The 16,600-nt window shown below is 40.6% G+C and carries 16 protein-coding genes; 15 read left to right on the top strand and 1 reads right to left on the bottom strand.

Going from position 1 to position 16,600, the window contains the following annotated elements; genetic code table 11:
* Positions 1 to 99 precede the first annotated feature (99 nt).
* Together M0Q51_06585 and M0Q51_06580 are read left to right on the top strand one after the other, a co-directional pair.
* A complete protein-coding gene (locus M0Q51_06585; GenBank protein ID MCK9399647.1) occupies positions 100 to 1,836 on the top strand; it encodes a T9SS type A sorting domain-containing protein in 1,737 nt (578 codons plus the stop codon).
* A 12-nt stretch (positions 1,837 to 1,848) separates the two neighbouring features.
* Entirely contained in the window at positions 1,849 to 2,700 is an 852-nt protein-coding gene (locus M0Q51_06580) for a haloacid dehalogenase-like hydrolase (protein MCK9399646.1), read from the top strand.
* 212 nt (positions 2,701 to 2,912) lie between these two features.
* On the opposite strand, the gene M0Q51_06575 is transcribed toward M0Q51_06580, so the two are convergent.
* A complete protein-coding gene (locus M0Q51_06575; protein ID MCK9399645.1) occupies positions 2,913 to 3,440 on the bottom strand; it encodes a hypothetical protein in 528 nt (175 codons plus the stop codon).
* A gap of 429 nt (positions 3,441 to 3,869) precedes the next feature.
* Between M0Q51_06575 and dnaG the strand changes: the two genes are divergently transcribed.
* The 13 genes from dnaG (at position 3,870) to M0Q51_06510 (ending at position 16,591) form a co-directional block, all read left to right on the top strand.
* Complete coding sequence (gene dnaG / locus M0Q51_06570) at positions 3,870 to 7,028, top strand: DNA primase (GenBank protein MCK9399644.1); 3,159 nt, start codon at positions 3,870 to 3,872, stop codon at positions 7,026 to 7,028.
* A gap of 394 nt (positions 7,029 to 7,422) precedes the next feature.
* Positions 7,423 to 7,887, top strand: a complete 465-nt coding sequence (locus M0Q51_06565; protein ID MCK9399643.1) for a hypothetical protein — start codon at positions 7,423 to 7,425, stop codon at positions 7,885 to 7,887.
* Between the two features lie 73 nt (positions 7,888 to 7,960).
* Positions 7,961 to 8,425 carry a hypothetical protein gene (locus M0Q51_06560; GenBank protein MCK9399642.1) on the top strand — a complete coding sequence of 155 codons (465 nt, stop codon included), beginning with the start codon at positions 7,961 to 7,963 and terminating at the stop codon, positions 8,423 to 8,425.
* Positions 8,426 to 8,506: 81 nt separating this feature from the next.
* Positions 8,507 to 9,577, top strand: a complete 1,071-nt coding sequence (locus M0Q51_06555) for a Clp protease ClpP (protein ID MCK9399641.1) — start codon at positions 8,507 to 8,509, stop codon at positions 9,575 to 9,577.
* 39 nt (positions 9,578 to 9,616) lie between these two features.
* A complete protein-coding gene (locus M0Q51_06550) occupies positions 9,617 to 10,642 on the top strand; it encodes a hypothetical protein (protein ID MCK9399640.1) in 1,026 nt (341 codons plus the stop codon).
* Positions 10,643 to 10,713: 71 nt separating this feature from the next.
* A complete protein-coding gene (locus tag M0Q51_06545) occupies positions 10,714 to 11,292 on the top strand; it encodes a hypothetical protein (GenBank protein ID MCK9399639.1) in 579 nt (192 codons plus the stop codon).
* A gap of 98 nt (positions 11,293 to 11,390) precedes the next feature.
* The gene (locus tag M0Q51_06540) at positions 11,391 to 12,161 is read left to right on the top strand and encodes a hypothetical protein (protein ID MCK9399638.1); all 771 of its coding nucleotides are present in this window, start codon (positions 11,391 to 11,393) and stop codon (positions 12,159 to 12,161) included.
* The gene (locus M0Q51_06535; protein ID MCK9399637.1) at positions 12,158 to 12,925 is read left to right on the top strand and encodes a hypothetical protein; all 768 of its coding nucleotides are present in this window, start codon (positions 12,158 to 12,160) and stop codon (positions 12,923 to 12,925) included. The genes M0Q51_06540 and M0Q51_06535 overlap by 4 nt, the downstream gene beginning before the upstream one ends.
* Positions 12,925 to 13,620, top strand: a complete 696-nt coding sequence (locus M0Q51_06530; GenBank protein ID MCK9399636.1) for a hypothetical protein — start codon at positions 12,925 to 12,927, stop codon at positions 13,618 to 13,620. The genes M0Q51_06535 and M0Q51_06530 overlap by 1 nt, the downstream gene beginning before the upstream one ends.
* Positions 13,620 to 14,204: a hypothetical protein gene (locus M0Q51_06525; GenBank protein ID MCK9399635.1), complete on the top strand. Its 585-nt coding sequence runs from the start codon at positions 13,620 to 13,622 to the stop codon at positions 14,202 to 14,204. The genes M0Q51_06530 and M0Q51_06525 overlap by 1 nt, the downstream gene beginning before the upstream one ends.
* Positions 14,188 to 14,472, top strand: a complete 285-nt coding sequence (locus tag M0Q51_06520) for a hypothetical protein (GenBank protein MCK9399634.1) — start codon at positions 14,188 to 14,190, stop codon at positions 14,470 to 14,472. The genes M0Q51_06525 and M0Q51_06520 overlap by 17 nt, the downstream gene beginning before the upstream one ends.
* Positions 14,469 to 15,098: a hypothetical protein gene (locus M0Q51_06515; protein ID MCK9399633.1), complete on the top strand. Its 630-nt coding sequence runs from the start codon at positions 14,469 to 14,471 to the stop codon at positions 15,096 to 15,098. Before M0Q51_06520 ends, M0Q51_06515 begins: the two co-directional genes overlap by 4 nt.
* Positions 15,095 to 16,591 carry a hypothetical protein gene (locus M0Q51_06510; GenBank protein ID MCK9399632.1) on the top strand — a complete coding sequence of 499 codons (1,497 nt, stop codon included), beginning with the start codon at positions 15,095 to 15,097 and terminating at the stop codon, positions 16,589 to 16,591. The genes M0Q51_06515 and M0Q51_06510 overlap by 4 nt, the downstream gene beginning before the upstream one ends.
* Positions 16,592 to 16,600: the final 9 nt, after the last annotated feature.

Genomic DNA, 16,600 nt, shown 5'->3' with positions numbered 1-16,600 from the left:
TTTTTTTTAAGTCATGAGTTATGAATAGTGAGTAGTGAGTTGTGAATTGAAGATTATTTAATGCTATCTTTACTTCTTTACTCTATATCTAGGACAATTATGAAAAAACTATCTATTTGTAAACTTCCGGAAAACTCGTCTCTGCTTTTGTTTGCAATCATAATGCTTGCATTTTTACCCACGGGTTATGGCCAGGACAAAACCGGTGATCAACTTAAAAATCCAAAGAGAGTTTTACTGGAAATTCCGGATGGAGCATATGTTGCTTCTCCGCGCGAAATGCATGCGACTTCGCCTGCTTATAGATTTTATTCCCAGGGATTCTCCATAGTGCAGGTAAATGTCAACATAGAAGGAAACAACATCGTTAATGACGCAGCCAACGAGCCATCCATTGCATTCAACCCGAATGATCCCGGCAAAATTGCCATTGGCTGGCGGCAATTTGATAATATTTCTAACAGTTTTCGCCAGGCAGGCTATGGGTATACGGAAGATGCCGGGCAGACCTGGATTTTTCCCGGGGTGATCGATCCCGGCATATTCAGGTCTGATCCTGTTCTCGGCAGTGATGGAGATGGAAATTTCTACTATAACAGCCTGACTGTTGGAGGAGATGAATACTGGTGTAATGTTTACAAGTCTGACGATGGTGGTAGCTCATGGGGCATGGGTACCTATGCACATGGGGGTGATAAACAATGGATGTCGATCGACAAAACTTCTGGAATTGGGGCAGGGAACATTTATGAATTCTGGTCCACCGCCAGTTCCTGCTACCCATATTTGTTCACCCGTTCAACCGATAATAATCTCTCCTATGAAGATTGTTCCAGCATCCCAGGTGATCCCTACTGGGGGACGACTTTTGTCAGTCCGGATGGCGAACTTTATGTTGGCGGAGCACTATGGAGTGGTTTTATGGTGGCAAAATCTTCCAACGCGCAAAATTCCGGTGAAGATGTGTCATGGGATTTCACAGTTTCCGTGGATCTTAATGGTCAAATCGTTGGTTTTGGAGGGTACGAATGTCCGAATCCTGGCGGTTTGCTTGGTCAGACAATAATAACCATGGATTCAAGCGGTGGGCCCGGTAATGGTATTATTTATCTTCTTTGTTCCGTAGAGCGTTTTTCCACCTCAGATCCCTGTGATATCATGTTTGCGCGGAGCACGGATGGTGGGTTAACATGGAGCTTTCCGGTTAGGGTGAATGACGATCCCGGAAACAATGCCTATCAATGGTTTGGGACCATGTCAGTTGCCCCTGATGGCCGTATAGATGTCATCTGGCTGGATACCCGGGATAATTCCGGTTTAGTAAATTCAGCATTGTATTATTCTTATTCGTTGGATCAAGGCCTTACCTGGACGCAGAATGTAAAGTTATCCGATTCTTTTAATCCTCACATCGGATGGCCTCAGCAGGACAAGATGGGGGATTATTTTGATATGTACTCGGATGATGCAGGAGCTCATCTTGCCTGGGCAGCTACATTTAATGGCGAACAGGACGTTTACTATTCTGTAATTACACCATCTTATGTTGGAATGGCTGAAAAGGGTAGGGGATCTTTTGTTTCTTTGCTGCAAAACTTTCCGAACCCTTTCATGGACAAAGCAACGATCCGTTACAACCTTATAGAAAAAGGATTTATTTCCCTGAAAGTATACACCATGACCGGCAGGGAAGTGACCACATTGGTAAATGAAATCCAGGAAACCGGTTTGCACCAGGCCGTGTTCAATGCTACAGGATTGGAAAGCGGGGTGTATTATTATCGTTTACAGGCCGGAGGGTTGTATGAGACAAGAAGGCTGGTGCTGTTGAGATAGGAATAGATTATTATGAGCAAAACGCTGGTTAGAATCGCCATCGCCTATGATTTTGACGGCACACTTGCGCCGGGGAATATGCAGGAACATTCTTTTATCCCAAAGCTTGGCATTAATAAGGCGGAATTTTGGAAAACATCCAATGCCAGGGCAAAGGACCAGGATATGGATGATATACTGGCCTATATGCAACTGATGCTGCAAAAAGCCGATGAAAAGCACATCCCGGTTACCAGGAGAGCGTTTCTGGATCATGGCAAAGACATCCGCTTTTTTAATGGTGTCGAATCTTTTTTTGACCGAATAAACCATTACGCTGCAGAAAAGGATGCTTCCATTGATCATCACATCATTTCCTCAGGGATCAGAGATATTATAAAAGGTACAAGTATTGCGAAAAATTTTAAAAACATTTTCGCCTCCGGCTTTGTCTTTGATGCAAACGATGTAGCCATCTGGCCAGCATTGGCGATCAATTATACCAATAAAACTCAATACCTGTTCAGGATTAACAAAGGAATCAACAATTCGTATGATAATACCCTGATCAACAAATTTGTAGAGCATGAGAAAAGGCCCATACCTTTTTCAAGGATGATTTATTTGGGTGATGGAGAGACAGATGTGCCGGCCATGAAAATGATCAAACAGGAGGGCGGAACTGCTATTGCTGTTTATGATCCGCACAGGAGAAAAAAGAAAGATAAACTATCCGCAAAACAAACCTGTGAAGATCTCATCATACAAAAACGTGCAGATTTTATTGCCCCGGCAGATTATACAGAGAATTCGAAACTCTATAAAATTATCACAGTTTTAATTAATAAAATAGTTGAAGACGAACGATTGAAGGCGTTGAAATAGAGTTAAATATATTCATAGAAGTTTATCAGATACTATTGGGTAAATCCATCAAATAAAAGCTATTAATATGCCCTATAATTAATAGTATAATAACTGTTACTTTTTTACAGTTCAATAGGTTGCGGAGAAGCAATTACCACTAAGGAATGAACACTTTTATTTAGCCTTTATAGCTGTTTTACGACTATTTTTATAGTCTTCCATTTGGAAGCCTACTCTTTTTCTTGTAACTCTTTGTACGGTTTAGGATTACCTTTTAACATATCATTATCAATGTTTTTAAACCTATCCGACGTCAAATGCTTGAGCATGTAGAGATAATCGCTAATTAATTCATCTTTTTGACTCATAGCAATGATGAATCTATCGATCTGATTATCTTTCTCTCTTAATTGATTATCCTTCTCTTTTAATTGCTCCAATAAACCTTCAATCGTCAGTCTTAAATTTTCCCTCTCTTGTTCTATGCCTTTTATCATATCACTCCATTTGCGACCAGGTTCTTCCTGATGTGTCTTATCTATAACCGTTGCTAATGTTACTACTTCCTTATTTTGAATAAAATCTTCCAGCGGCAAATCTAACACCTGGCTTAGTCTAATAATGGCTTTTAAATTTAATGTGCCGTTGGCTATGGCTTTATGAAATCCGGCTTCAGAATATCCTATTTTTTCTGCTAACTCAGCAAGCGGCATCTTTACTTCTTTTGCCTTTCGTTTAATAAGTTCGATATCAAACATTTGAAATTTTGTTAATATTTACTCCACTTATTTACTAACAATATCTTGATATATTATTAGCTGTAATCTACTTTTGGTGTCTCATTATTGTGACAAATTTAGCACAATTTATATAGAAGTCAAGTAAATTCTTAATTTATTGTTACTATGCAATTAAAAAAGACCACTTTAAACAAGATTAGATCAAATTCAAGGCTAAAAGATGCCCTTATCGATTATTTCAACATTACGCCGAGGACATATTACCGCTGGCTTAGTGAAAATAACCGTTGTTTCACTGAATTTGAAAGCCTTCAATTAATAAGCTCATATACAGGAATCGAAGACCACAATGATCTCATTGAGCCTACACCATAGAAAAATGCCATTTTCAATTTTCTCCCGGCGGTTATTACGCTCATCTTTAACCAAATCCAGAACATCCTGTCTATGATTCCAAACTCAGTCATTGAAACGATTCTTGATCAAGCTGACATCGTTGATGTTATCGGTCAGTTTGTTCAGCTCAAACAAAAAGGTAAAAACTGGATCGGGAAATCCCCCTTCAATGATGAAAAGACTCCTTCATTCAGTGTAAGCCCGGCTAAGCAAATCTTTAAATGCTTTTCCTCGGATATCTCCGGCGGAGTTGTAAAATTCCTCAAGGTCCATAAAGGAATGTCCTTCCCCGAGGCCATAACTTACCTGGCCGATAAGTATGGCATCGAAATCCCAAAGGAGGAATCTTACAACGAGGAAGAAGTCGATAAGACCAATACAAAAGAAGAGTTGTTTAACCTTAATGAATTCGCAGCTTCCTATTTTCGTCAGGCTTTGCCTTCCTCACCGGTCGCTCTGGATTACGCCAATAAACGAGTTAATGCCGATAACCAGGTGGAATTCAATATCGGTTATGCCTACAACGATTATCATAAATTTCATCAAGCGGCGCTTGCTGCTGGTTATTCCGAAACGCTTTTGCTTTTGTCCGGTCTTATCCATCAAAATGATAAGCTGGTTACTTATGACTTCTTCCGCCATAGAATTATCTTTCCTATTCATAATACTCAGGGGCGCATCTGCGCTTTTGCTGGCCGCGTCTTCGAAACTTCTAAACTCAAGCAAAGCAAATACCTGAATATTACCAATACGCCTGTTTTTAACAAGTCCTTTACTCTCTTTGGGCTGTTTTTCGCCCAGGATTCAATCCGTAAACTCGATTTCTCCATTATTGTCGAAGGCTATACCGATGTTATTTCACTTCATTCAGCTGACGTATATAATGCTGTTGCACCTTGCGGAACAGCCTTGAGTAAGGACCAGATTAAAATGCTTTCCCGATACAGTAAAAATGCAGTTCTTTTCTATGACGGCGATCCGGCCGGACAAAAGGCATCGATCAAGAATGCCCGTATCTGTCTTGAAAACGGCCTATTTCCCTCCATCGTTGAATTACCTTTTTCCCAAGATCCGGATTCTTACATTCGGGAGAATCCTAAGATCAAGATGCCTGAATTCATCATTGGCAACCGTCTGGCCTTTCCCCTCTGGCTGGCAGACAAACTATTCACCGGCACCCAGGATGATCCTGTACTTCGCAATGAAGCCATCAGGGACGTGGCTTTGATCCTTTCCCTATATCAGGAAGAATCCCTAGTCACATTATTCATATCTAAGATCTGTAAAAAATTCAAAATTGCTCAGTCACTTTTGTCTGATAAAGTCAGTCAGTTTGCCATTGCCGCCCGGACTACACCGGTCGAAGCCGGCGTTAAACTGCCATCTCATGTTAATCCCGCTGACTTTCATAAATGGGGCTTCTATGAAGATAATAACGAATACCATTTCAGCACAAAGGATGGGATACAACAGTATTCAAACTTTGTCATGAAACCGCTTTATCATGTAGAAAGCACTATTGATACCCGAAGGATTTTTGAACTTACCAATTATGCCGGCCATAAGGTGACTATTGATTTTGACATGACGGAGATGACTTCCATCATGAATTTTAAGAGAATAATAGAGGGAAAAGGCAACTTCCTTTTTTGGGGTACAGAATATTATCTTACCAAGCTCAAGCAGAAATGGTACGAAGAAACAAAGACTTGCGCCGAAATTCGTAACCTGGGATGGCAAAGAGAAGGCTTTTGGGCATGGGCTAATGGAATTTCTACCGAAGAAGGTTTTACCGAACTTGACAGTACCGGCCTGATTGCCTTTCATGACCGGAATTTCTTCATTCCTGCCTTCTCAAACATTTACATCAATGATAAATCAGTGTTCATTGATGAGCGCAAATTCATCTATCTTAAAAAAGATGTTACGATCCGCAAATGGGCTGAAATGTTTATCCAGGTTTTCGGAGAAAATGCCAAATTCGGTATTGCCTTCTATATTTCTTCATTGTTCAGGGATCATCTGCTTCATTTGTTCTCAAATTTCCCGATCCTGAACCTGTTCGGTCCCAAAGGCACCGGAAAAAGCCAGATGGCAATGTCGCTTTCCTGCCTTTTTGGGAAGCAGCAGACGCCATTCAATATCCATAACGGCACCAAGGCAGGTCTGGCCGAACATATTCAGCAGTTCATCAATGCTTTCGCCTGGATTGATGAATACAAAAACAATATCGAGTATGATAAAATTGAAACCCTGAAATCCATTTATGATTCCATCGGGAGAAACCGCTTGAACTATGATAAAGGAAAGAAAAAAGAAACCACCCTGGTTAATTCTGCCGTGATCCTTTCCGGTCAGGAAATGCCTACCGCTGATGTTGCCTTATTTTCCAGAGTCATGTTTCTCCAGTTTCACCAGACAGAGTATTCCATCGCTGAAAAAGAGAGTTACACTCTTTTAAAAGACATGGAAAAGCAGGGACTTTCCCATGTTACCGCTGAAATACTCAAATACAGATCCTTTTTTGTAGAGAATTACTATGAAAATTACGACAATGCTTTGTCCATCCTTCTTAAAGACCTTGGTGAAACGGTCGTTGAAGATAGAATTCTCCGCAATTGGTGCGCTATGCTTGCTTCGATCTTAACTTTAGAAGAAAACCTGGATCTTCCCTTCACTTTCGATGATCTTAAAAAATCGGCCATCAAATCTATGGTCAATCAAAATGCTCAAATAGCTTCCAGTAATGAAATCTCAATCTTTTGGGACCTGGTTGAATCATTGTTCGATAATAATACCTTGATTGATAAATGGCATTTTGTTGTGGCGCATGCAGAGCATATTCAGGAAAAATCGAGAGATATCATACTTCCGCAGCCGATGACTGTCATTAAAATAAAGTTTACCAGTGTTTATAAAATTTATTCTGAACACGCGAAAAGGTCCAGTATGAAATTTTTACCATCCGCAACCCTGAAGTATTACCTGGAAAATTCTAAGCATTTCCTTGGTGTTGAAAATTCAACTCGTTTTACCAGAAAGGATTATGTTATAGCGGAAGGGGAGCCGGTTGAGACTAAACAGGTTACCTCGTCTTATGTTTTTGACTATCATGCTTTGAATATAAATATGATCCGCTTGCTGGAAAGTGCACCAAACGGTCCAAAATCAAAGCCTTATGGCGTTTCTGTGTCAACTGATGAAGATTAATAAAACAATGATTGACTTATTTGGCAACAATACACCTGTAATTGACCATATCAAACCTTATAATTCCTGATTATGCCAAAACCTTGCCCTACACTGCCCTACAGCCCTACAGTTATTTTAATTAGAATGATATTGAACTTATTATTATACTATTTATTGATAAAACATAGGAAAATACTGGTAGGGCAATGTAGGGTGATGTAGGGTTGATCTAAAATGATCTTTTTTCAAAATATTTTCTGCCCTACATCGCCCTACATATAAATTGATCTATTATTCTGATTTACTGAGTTGTAGGTCGTGTAGGGTATTGTAGGTCGAAATATTAGCCCACCAACCCTAAAATGAATAAAATGCCTGTGTCCACTAATTCTTTCCACTAATCAAAACTTCAATGGCTGAGAATCCGGTTTATGTTTCTGTTTATATGCGGCCTTACCTGGTCGATTATCTGGTTCATTACTATGGGGAGCATCCTATTAAAGCAGATGAAAAATCTAAGCTATTACCTTTGCTTGCTGATTATCTTACGCATACACCGGCTCACTACAGGCCATTGATCCCAGGCCCCAATGTAATTACCTTTGAACTGCCCTATAACCATGTTCGTGATATCAGAAAGTTCAACTATATTTCACCTAATAGCTTTTCAAAAATTCAATCCCACCTTTATCATATGTTCTGCTGGCATTTTTTTGAATATATGGATAAATGCTGCCTCCATGATAACATTCCTTTCAAGACCGCTATCATCAATTTCATGGATTATAACAACATTTCTTTTGATCACTTCCAGTATGATTCCCTGAAACGCATTTACTTCCGGCACCGGAAAAAATGCCATTTAAACCATAAATAATTTGTTATGCTAGCGCCCGAAATAATCCCTAAATCCCAACTGTTTGTATATTAACCTTTTAACTTTTTAACAGATGACTGCAATTTCAAAACATACAGGCCAGAACATAGGAGGAATCAGGTCTATCCAGTTTGCCTACCCTTCTGATATCAGTGCTTTCACCATCTTTCCCGATTATAAGATTTTTCTGACTTTTGTCGAGGGTGCTAACTGGAAAGACTTGTATGCAACTGCATCCTCGTTTTCCGGTGGCGGATCTTCTGAGATAACACCGGCCGGAACATTGTATTCTTATGATTTCGTTTTCCGCTGTCCAAAAGACAGATTGGAATTGATTAATGAATTTCATTCATTTGCTGCCTTTGGAGTCATTCTTCGTGTAACAGATGGAAATTCCCTGGTCCGTATTTACGGTACTCCTTCAAATCCGATGACCATAAAAGGCAAACTTTTATTACCTGGCCAGGTGCAAGGTTATAACGGGTATGAAATTGCATTATCGCTTTCAACGCCTGATCCTGCTTACATGGAGAAGTAATTCAGTCCTTTTTCAGCCATTTGTACCGTTTTAATATTGTAGTCTGATCATCCGGACTACAATTTTTTTTGAAACGGTAATATGAAAAATTCCTTCACCAATGTCATCATTAATGGTAAGACCGCTGATATGTATATTTACGGTCCTATCGGTTATTCCTGGTGGGATGAAAATAGTTGGGATGCTGCCGCATTCGTCAAAGAATTCAATAAAGTATCGGCATCCTGCGACCGTATAAATATTCATATCAATTCACCAGGCGGAATCATTGATGAAGGTCTGCCTATTTACAACATCATCAATTCCTGCGAAAAAGATACCCATACCTATATTGATGGTATTGCTTATTCCATGGGAGCCATTATTGCCCTGGCCGGAAAAACCGTTCATGCAGCCAAGAATTCCCTGATGCTTTTTCATAACGCATCCGGATGGGCCATGGGCAATTCACTTGATTTCCGGGAAACTGCCGATATGCTTGACCGGTATGACTCATCGCTGATCACCAGTCTTTCTTCCAAAACCGGCCTGACAGAGCTTGAAATCAGAAATAAATATTTTGACTTCAAGGATCATTTGCTTACCGCGACTGAAGCCAAAGAAGCCGGCTTTGTCGATTTGATCGATGGGGCAGATGCCAAGACTCCGGATAATTCATCCGTCATGACCTCCGATCAGCTTTTCGCTTTTTTCCTGAAGCAGGATCATTCAGATCCACTGCTTTCCAAACTCAAAGACTTTTTTAAAAACTCGTTCACTTCATTCACTAATAAACCTCCTGCAGAAATGGAAAATCTTACCCTTATTGCCACAGCTCTTGGCCTTGCCATTGATTCAGCGGCTGATGTGATCGTTTCCGCGATCACTGCCTTAAATCAAAAGGTCATTGACCTGACCGCTTCCTCACAGGCTTCCGCAAATGCTTTGGCAGCACTTAATGCTTCCATCGATTCCATTGATGTCAGTATTGCCGCTGCCGCCAGTTCGGATGCCAAGGTGATCGCTATGAATGCCTTTATTACCGGCCTTAAAAATGTCGATGCTACAGACAAAACAGTTGCCGGTAAAACTAAAGATGATATCGAAGCTACAGCTCCCAATGTAGCTGATTCATACGCTCACAATAAAACTGCAGACAGAATTCTAAGCTAATCAGCAAACTCTATTTAATCTACAAACACTCATACTGCTATGCCAATCTCTCTCACAGAACTGAAAAATGAATTTGGAACCTACATTGCGACCGCGCAAAAGGAAATTCTGAAACGCCTGACTCAGAAAACCGAGTCAATGAAGTACATGAAAACCATTGCTTCTAAAGATCTTGAACATCGCACGGCTCATGCTGTTATCGATAACCTGGTTCAAGGTTTTCAGAAGGGTTTCACTCCTAAAGGAACGGCAACATTCACGCCCCTGACCATCGTTCAACGCAGACATAAAATTGATATGTCTTTCTATCCTGATGACATTGTTGAATCATGGATCGGTTTTTTGGCTGATGAAGGAAAATCTCGTGAAGATTGGCCGATTACCAAATACGTCATCGATGAACTCGTCATTCCAAAGGTGGAAGAAAACCGGGAATTACTTCTCATCGGAAAAGGTGTGTATGCTGCTCCTGTTACTGGTGTTGCCCAAAATACCGGCAAATCAATGGACGGCTTCTGTACCATCCTTGAAAATGAAGCTGCCGATCCTGCAACTCAGGTTAACTTCTTCGATGGAGGGGAAGCCGGTCCTATGACAAAAGAAAACATCGTTGAATTCATTGAAGAATTCGTTGATTGGATCAGCGAACTCTACCAGGGTATTCCGATGAATATCTATCTGGCTCCTTCCTGGTTCAGGGCATACAAGCGCAATTTCAGAGAAACCTATGGCGCTGATAATGATTTTAACGGAGCAACTCAAGTTATACTTGATTCAAACAAGAAACTCATTGCGCTGCCTTCAATGGCCGGTACTGATATCGTGTTCTGCACCCCGAAAGAAAACTTCATTCGCCTGACCAATACCAACGAAGGCGCTTCCAATATCGAAGTGCAGGCTGATGTTCGCCAGATCCTCATTTTCGGAGATTGGCATGAGTCTGTCGGCTTTGGAATGGCAGAAGCAATCTTTGCTTATGTGCCTGACATTTCCGGTTCAACTTCTGCATCACCTTCGCCTTCGGCTTCCTTGTCGCCTTCGGCTTCAGTATCTCCTTCTGTATAATTTAACCAGATACCCGTTGGCTGGTCTTGGGACCGGCTGACGGGTTCTTAAACCAAAATAAATATAATCTCATGTACGATTTAGTAGATATCTTGAAACAAAATATTGCCAACCCTGGTGCCGGTGGCGGACTCAAATCGATTGTTTATGCCATCCTTGTGGCTGATGTTAAAGTCTTTCCTTCAAGGGGAGTTGACCTGATTACCATTGTCAGTCCCTTTCAGTTAAACCTGGGCAAATTTGCTCACATGATCTATGCAACCAACCAGACCATCCAGCCGAAGGAAACCAAACTCAATGGCGATAATAAAGATTCGGGCGGAGTTGAAATTTCACTGGAATTCTTCCATCCCGGCCTGGCTGCAGCCATTCAGGAATTTAAAGCCAAGCACATGAATTCGGATTTCTATATCCTGATTCAGAATTGTTCGGCCAACATGACTTACCTGATCGGTGAGCCTTGCAATCCTGTCTGGTTGGATGCATGGGAATCCACCTGGGGAAAAACCGTTGCTGAAGGTAAAGGCACAACCTTCACCTTCAAATCGCAGCAGAGCCTTCCCATGGCCATCTATTCAAGCTCCATTGAAGACTTGCTTGACTCAGGTTCCGGTTCAACTTCACCTTCGCCCTCTGTTTCCGGAGCATAATCATTTCCATCCATAATAATTAGTGTTTTAAAGCCTTGCAGCAATGCAGGGCTTTTTTTGTCCTTTTCAATCTTTTTTTGCAATTGCATTTTTGTATCATGAAAATGCTTTTCTATCCTCATTTGCCAAAATCTTACAGTAAGATTACGGCTGTATGCCGCAATCTTAACATCTCAATAGGGGACCTTCCATGTAATCATGACACAGATCATTTCTCCCTGGCCATGCATTGGGATAATAATACCAATTGCCCGGCAGATGATGTCTTGAGAGCTGTTTCCGGAAGACTTAAAGTCATTAATCTTGAAGTTGCCGATGTCAGCAAATCTAATGTCGATAAAGTATTTAGAGATGTCTTTGGTTATTCCACCCTTATAGATCCCTTTCAGTCTTTTGGCTTTGCCATCCGTAAATCAGAAAGACAGGCCGCTCACGATGCAACCATCATCCCTTTACCTTATAAACAAGAACCAGGCTTCATTTACCAACGCATCCTTGATTCCCGGTGCCAGCCTTCTTTGTGCCATGACATCCGCTTGCCTGTTTTTAAAAATGAAATCCCTTTTGGCTTTCTTAAATACAGGCTTATCGCAGATCCCATTCGATCTCTTTATTCTGTTGAATTCATTGAGGATATTCAAACTATTCTGTCTCCTGGAGAGATAGGCAATGTGTTAATGTTTGCCAAACGCTTTGGCCTTGAATTCGGAGAAATAGATCTCATTCGAAATAACTCCGACGGCCGCATTTATATCCTCGATGTCAATAACATGGCCGGGAACGCCATGTTTAAATACATGAAATCCACCACTGTTACGAAAATTCAATCGCTATATGTTGACATCTTCCAATCTAAATTCATCTTATGAAAACCAGAGACATTGTCATTCCTTACGTTCACAAGAAGGCCACTTCAGACGAACTTAAATATGCCATCCGATCTATTGAGAAAAACTTCAAATCTCCTTTCCGGATCATCATAGTCGGGGACCTGCCAGGTTGGGCTAATGATAAGCTCAAAGAATTGAATATTCCTTCAAATCTTATCGCCGGAATGCCTTATGCTCATTGCTTTGATGTCAATAACAAAATGAGATTGTTGCTGGCATCTGACATTGTTGACGATACCTTCATCTATACTTATGATGACATCATTTTCGTTTCCCCGGTCGATTATTCAGACATTACCCTGCTGAAGGCTGATTCATTCATCGAAGGCGAAGAATTCATCAGGGAGAAATCCACCGGCTCCCGGAAATGGAATAACCTTCTAATTCATTCCTACCGGTATTTAACGGCAAACAATCATTCAACCTTCAATTATGAAACCCATCTGCCCAGAGTGTTCCGGAAATCCCTGCTGCAGGAATTGTTTGACAAACCTGAACTAAAGAATGATCCGTTCCTTTTTTCGACTTTGTACTTCAATATGAATTACAAGTCAAAACCCTGTCTCATCGGTGAGCCGAAATGCGATGTTAAAGCCGGAGTTTATATCCAGCAAAATATCAGGCAGATCCGGTCCGCCTGTGCCGGAAAGAAATTTCTTAACTTCAATAACAATGGAGTTAATCCACAGCTTTTCCGCTATCTTCAAGAATGTTTTCCTGACAAAAGTTCATTTGAACTTTAATGAAAACCGAAGATATCACGACCTGGCTTGATTCTGTTAATCAAGACTGGAATGAAGGACTTGCCCTTTTCATCGCATTCGGCAATAACAAACACATGTCCCGGGTGCTTGTTTCTAAAGGCAAAAATGCCAGAACTACTCGTCTTCTCAAATATGAACTAACCAGAATCTTAAGGGCAAGTCCTCCTTTTCCAAGCAAAACACAACGCCAGATCGGTTCTAAATCCATTACTACCAGTCATCCTGTAAATCCTTTTAAAATATCCTTAAAAACATCGAGTAAAATTCCAAAGCCAACAGTAGGGGAACAGAATTCTGATCCGGTCCTTGCACAACTTGAAGCTAAAAAGAAAGCAATGTTTGTAGAAGCTGCTTCCTTATTCTATCAGCTTCCTTATCAATCAAAACCTATGTGCGAAATTTCATGTCTTCGAATTCTTAAGATGTGGAAAGACAATCGTTCAATCTGGAAGCAGATTGATTATTATAAAAAATACAAATTTCTGCCTCCGGCTCAGGATATTTCAACTCAGCTTAAATTGTCCCAGCGCCTCCATACACTTCGATCTTATATCTCAAAGCATACCAGGCAAATCGCTTCTGCCAAAACAGAAGCTACACGGTTTAAATATCAAACAAAGTTGAATGAATATATTGCCGAGAGAAATGACATTGAATTTAAACTAAGTACCTGATGGCACTCTTTAAAGCTATAGAAGTTCAAGGTGCTACCATTCCCGGCTCTAAATCCGGCTCAATTATACGACCGGATAAGCATACCTTTTGGAACCGCCAGCAAAAAGTAATCGCTGACGAGTTTGATTCAAAAGAATTTCTTGTTGATCACTCTGTTACATTCGTTTCTGATGGTGCATGGAATATGCATGATCTTGTTTATTATCTGCTGAAACGCTTTGGCTCTGGCAAGGTCTATATTACAACATGGGCAATTTCTGAAATTGCCATGCGTCAGCTCTTTATATATCAAAAAGAATCTTTGATCACGGAACTTTATATGCTTTGTGATTATCGAAATACCAGCCGGAAACCGGCTGAGCTTGCTTTCATTGAAAAAAATTCAACGAAAATAAAGCTTGCTAAAATTCATGCTAAAGTTACCGTTCTCATGCTTCCTTCAATTTGTCTTTCAATTAATGGTTCTCCAAACTATACGCGTAATCCAAGGCTTGAATCCGGTACTATTACTGTTTCCAAAGAGGTTGCAGATTTTCATAAAGGATGGATCTTAGAACAAATTTACAATGGCGAAACTCAGTGAAGAAGATTTAGTCCAGCTCGAGGAAAATGCTGCCCTCATGTTTTCTGTTAAGGAAATTGCGATTATTATTGGCTGTCAATTAGCAGAACTCACTTACCTGGTCACAGAAGAAAGCTCACCCGAATATACTTATTTTAATAGGGGACGGCTTAAAGCTGAAGCTTCCGTTCGCAAATCGATCTATGATCTTGCTCAAAACGGAAGCTCCCCGGCACAATCGCAATTTCTTGAGTTAATCGAGAATGCAAAACTTGATGATGCATTATGAGAAATATTGCTACAGATGATCATTTTGATCAAATTCGTAATTGTGTACTTGGCAGGACAGATACGTTGCCTGATCATTTAGAAAAGATTAGACTTCGCTGGACTTCCGCTTTTACTTTCATGCTCGATAAAGGCTTGAAATCTGATCGTGATGTCGCTAAGTTGCTTGTTTCTATTTATGGCATCACTGAAAGACGTGCTTATTCTGATATCGCTTCAGCTAAACGTCTTTTTGGCGATACTAACCGATCATCAAAAGAAGCAGAACGCTACCTTGCCAGCGAAAATGCGAAAGAACTTTATCAAAAGGCCTGGACCATGTTTCTGGCTACTAAAAAATATCATTGGTTTGTTGCTGCAGTCTTTCAACAGAAAATTCATGCCAAGGTGAACGGCTTGGATAAAGACGATCCGGACTTGCCCGATCCCTCGAAAATCAATCCTCCTATTCAGATCCTTCAGATCAATATTGATTTTCTTACCAGCCAATTTGCTCATGTCATTGATCCCAAAGCAAAAGAAAAGATCAATGCTATGCTTGATCAGATCAATGACCTGGTCACTCAGAGCCGCATCGGTGATTACCTTGATACCACTGTAGATATTCCACATATCGAAACCAAATGATAGATATTGTTTCCGCTCCTTACTATAACAATGCGCAGCTGGCTATCAAATTTTCCTCGGTGCCTCATAAAATGTTCATCGCAGGTAGGGGAACAGGCAAGACAACCATTCATGCTGATGATTTTCTCGAAGATATAATCCGGATGCCCAGGGGGAAATTTGGTTTTGGCGGCCTGACTTACTTCCATGTCCGCACTAAATCAATGCCGGCCATCATTGATCAATGGGAAAGACGAGGAATCTATCGTAACATTCATTATTTCATCGGGCATAAAGCCCCCAGGAAATGGCTTTGGGATGAGCCTTATCATCCGCCCCTGGATTATTCAAATTGTATTCATTTCTGGAATGGTGCTACTATTGAATTCATTTCTTTTGACCGGCCTGAAATGGCCAGGTCAGGTTCTTATGATGCGCTGAAATTTGATGAAGCCACACGCCTGAAGAAATCCGCTTTGGATGCTGATGTTCTTCCGGCCTTAAGAGGAAACAATGATCGCTTTGAGCATGTACGCCGTCATCTTGGCACCTTGTTCACCGGCACCATGCCGCTGACGGCTGATGGTGAATGGGTTTTTGAGTATGAAAAAATGATGCAGGAAGATCCTTCCCGATATCTATATCTGGAAGCATCATCCACGGTCAACAGGAAAATTCTTGGCGAGCAATATTTTAAGGACAATAAAAGAAGGCTTCCTAAAATCATCTATGATGTAGAAATTGATAACCAGCGCTTCAATTTCAATTTCAAGAAATTCTATATATCCCTCAATGAATCGGTTATCTATTATGATACCTATGATTATTCCTACTATGACAACATTAATCATGATGTTTCAAAGGAAGGATCTATAAATTCATTGGGCGATAAAGACTGCCTGAAAGATTCACCCTTGTACCTTTCATTTGATTTTGGCTCAACACAGAACTGCTGTGTTGTCGCCCAAAGAAGAATTTCTTCAAATTCATTCCCTACCATCAAGAATTTTTATGTTGAAAATGAATCGCTCACTATTCTGGTCAAGCAATTCACCGACTACTATAAATACCACAAAAACAAAACGATCTACTTATATGGGGGGAGCGATGGCACCAGAAAGAATGATGCTATTTCAAGAGATAGTTACTTCTCTGAAGTAGAGAAGTGGTTGATTGCAGCGAAATGGAATGTTATACATCGTTACCAGAACCATGAGATAAGCCACATGGATAAGTTTCTTTTCTTCTCTAAATACCTGGCCGGTGACTACTCATTCCTTCCACGCTTCACGATCAATGGCAACAATGCAATGGAATGTTATGCATCCATGAAGAACGCACCTATCAAAGATCAGGAGATACGCAAGGATAAGTCTTCTGAAAGAAATACAAACATTCCACGATGGAAAGCAACTGATCTGTCTGATGCCTGGGATAATCTTTACTATTGGGAGTTATATCCTATGGCCAGAGATATAGACTCAGGACCATCATTTGACATGATGATCAGATGACGTTACACT

The sequence above is a fragment of the Bacteroidales bacterium genome (genome assembly GCA_023229505.1).
Taxonomy (GTDB): domain Bacteria; phylum Bacteroidota; class Bacteroidia; order Bacteroidales; family JAGOPY01; genus JAGOPY01.
Note: the sequence above shows the minus strand (reverse complement) of the source record. Positions and strands in the feature narration are given on the sequence as shown.

Excerpts from the sequence above, each read along its gene's own strand:
- M0Q51_06585 (MCK9399647.1), top strand. The coding sequence starts at position 100 with ATGAAAAAACTATCTATTTGTAAACTTCCGGAAAACTCGTCTCTGCTT.
- M0Q51_06580 (MCK9399646.1), top strand. The coding sequence starts at position 1,849 with ATGAGCAAAACGCTGGTTAGAATCGCCATCGCCTATGATTTTGACGGC.
- M0Q51_06575 (MCK9399645.1), bottom strand. The coding sequence starts at position 3,440 with ATGTTTGATATCGAACTTATTAAACGAAAGGCAAAAGAAGTAAAGATG.
- dnaG (MCK9399644.1), top strand. The coding sequence starts at position 3,870 with ATGATTCCAAACTCAGTCATTGAAACGATTCTTGATCAAGCTGACATC.
- M0Q51_06565 (MCK9399643.1), top strand. The coding sequence starts at position 7,423 with ATGGCTGAGAATCCGGTTTATGTTTCTGTTTATATGCGGCCTTACCTG.
- M0Q51_06560 (MCK9399642.1), top strand. The coding sequence starts at position 7,961 with ATGACTGCAATTTCAAAACATACAGGCCAGAACATAGGAGGAATCAGG.
- M0Q51_06555 (MCK9399641.1), top strand. The coding sequence starts at position 8,507 with ATGAAAAATTCCTTCACCAATGTCATCATTAATGGTAAGACCGCTGAT.
- M0Q51_06550 (MCK9399640.1), top strand. The coding sequence starts at position 9,617 with ATGCCAATCTCTCTCACAGAACTGAAAAATGAATTTGGAACCTACATT.
- M0Q51_06545 (MCK9399639.1), top strand. The coding sequence starts at position 10,714 with ATGTACGATTTAGTAGATATCTTGAAACAAAATATTGCCAACCCTGGT.
- M0Q51_06540 (MCK9399638.1), top strand. The coding sequence starts at position 11,391 with ATGAAAATGCTTTTCTATCCTCATTTGCCAAAATCTTACAGTAAGATT.
- M0Q51_06535 (MCK9399637.1), top strand. The coding sequence starts at position 12,158 with ATGAAAACCAGAGACATTGTCATTCCTTACGTTCACAAGAAGGCCACT.
- M0Q51_06530 (MCK9399636.1), top strand. The coding sequence starts at position 12,925 with ATGAAAACCGAAGATATCACGACCTGGCTTGATTCTGTTAATCAAGAC.
- M0Q51_06525 (MCK9399635.1), top strand. The coding sequence starts at position 13,620 with ATGGCACTCTTTAAAGCTATAGAAGTTCAAGGTGCTACCATTCCCGGC.
- M0Q51_06520 (MCK9399634.1), top strand. The coding sequence starts at position 14,188 with ATGGCGAAACTCAGTGAAGAAGATTTAGTCCAGCTCGAGGAAAATGCT.
- M0Q51_06515 (MCK9399633.1), top strand. The coding sequence starts at position 14,469 with ATGAGAAATATTGCTACAGATGATCATTTTGATCAAATTCGTAATTGT.
- M0Q51_06510 (MCK9399632.1), top strand. The coding sequence starts at position 15,095 with ATGATAGATATTGTTTCCGCTCCTTACTATAACAATGCGCAGCTGGCT.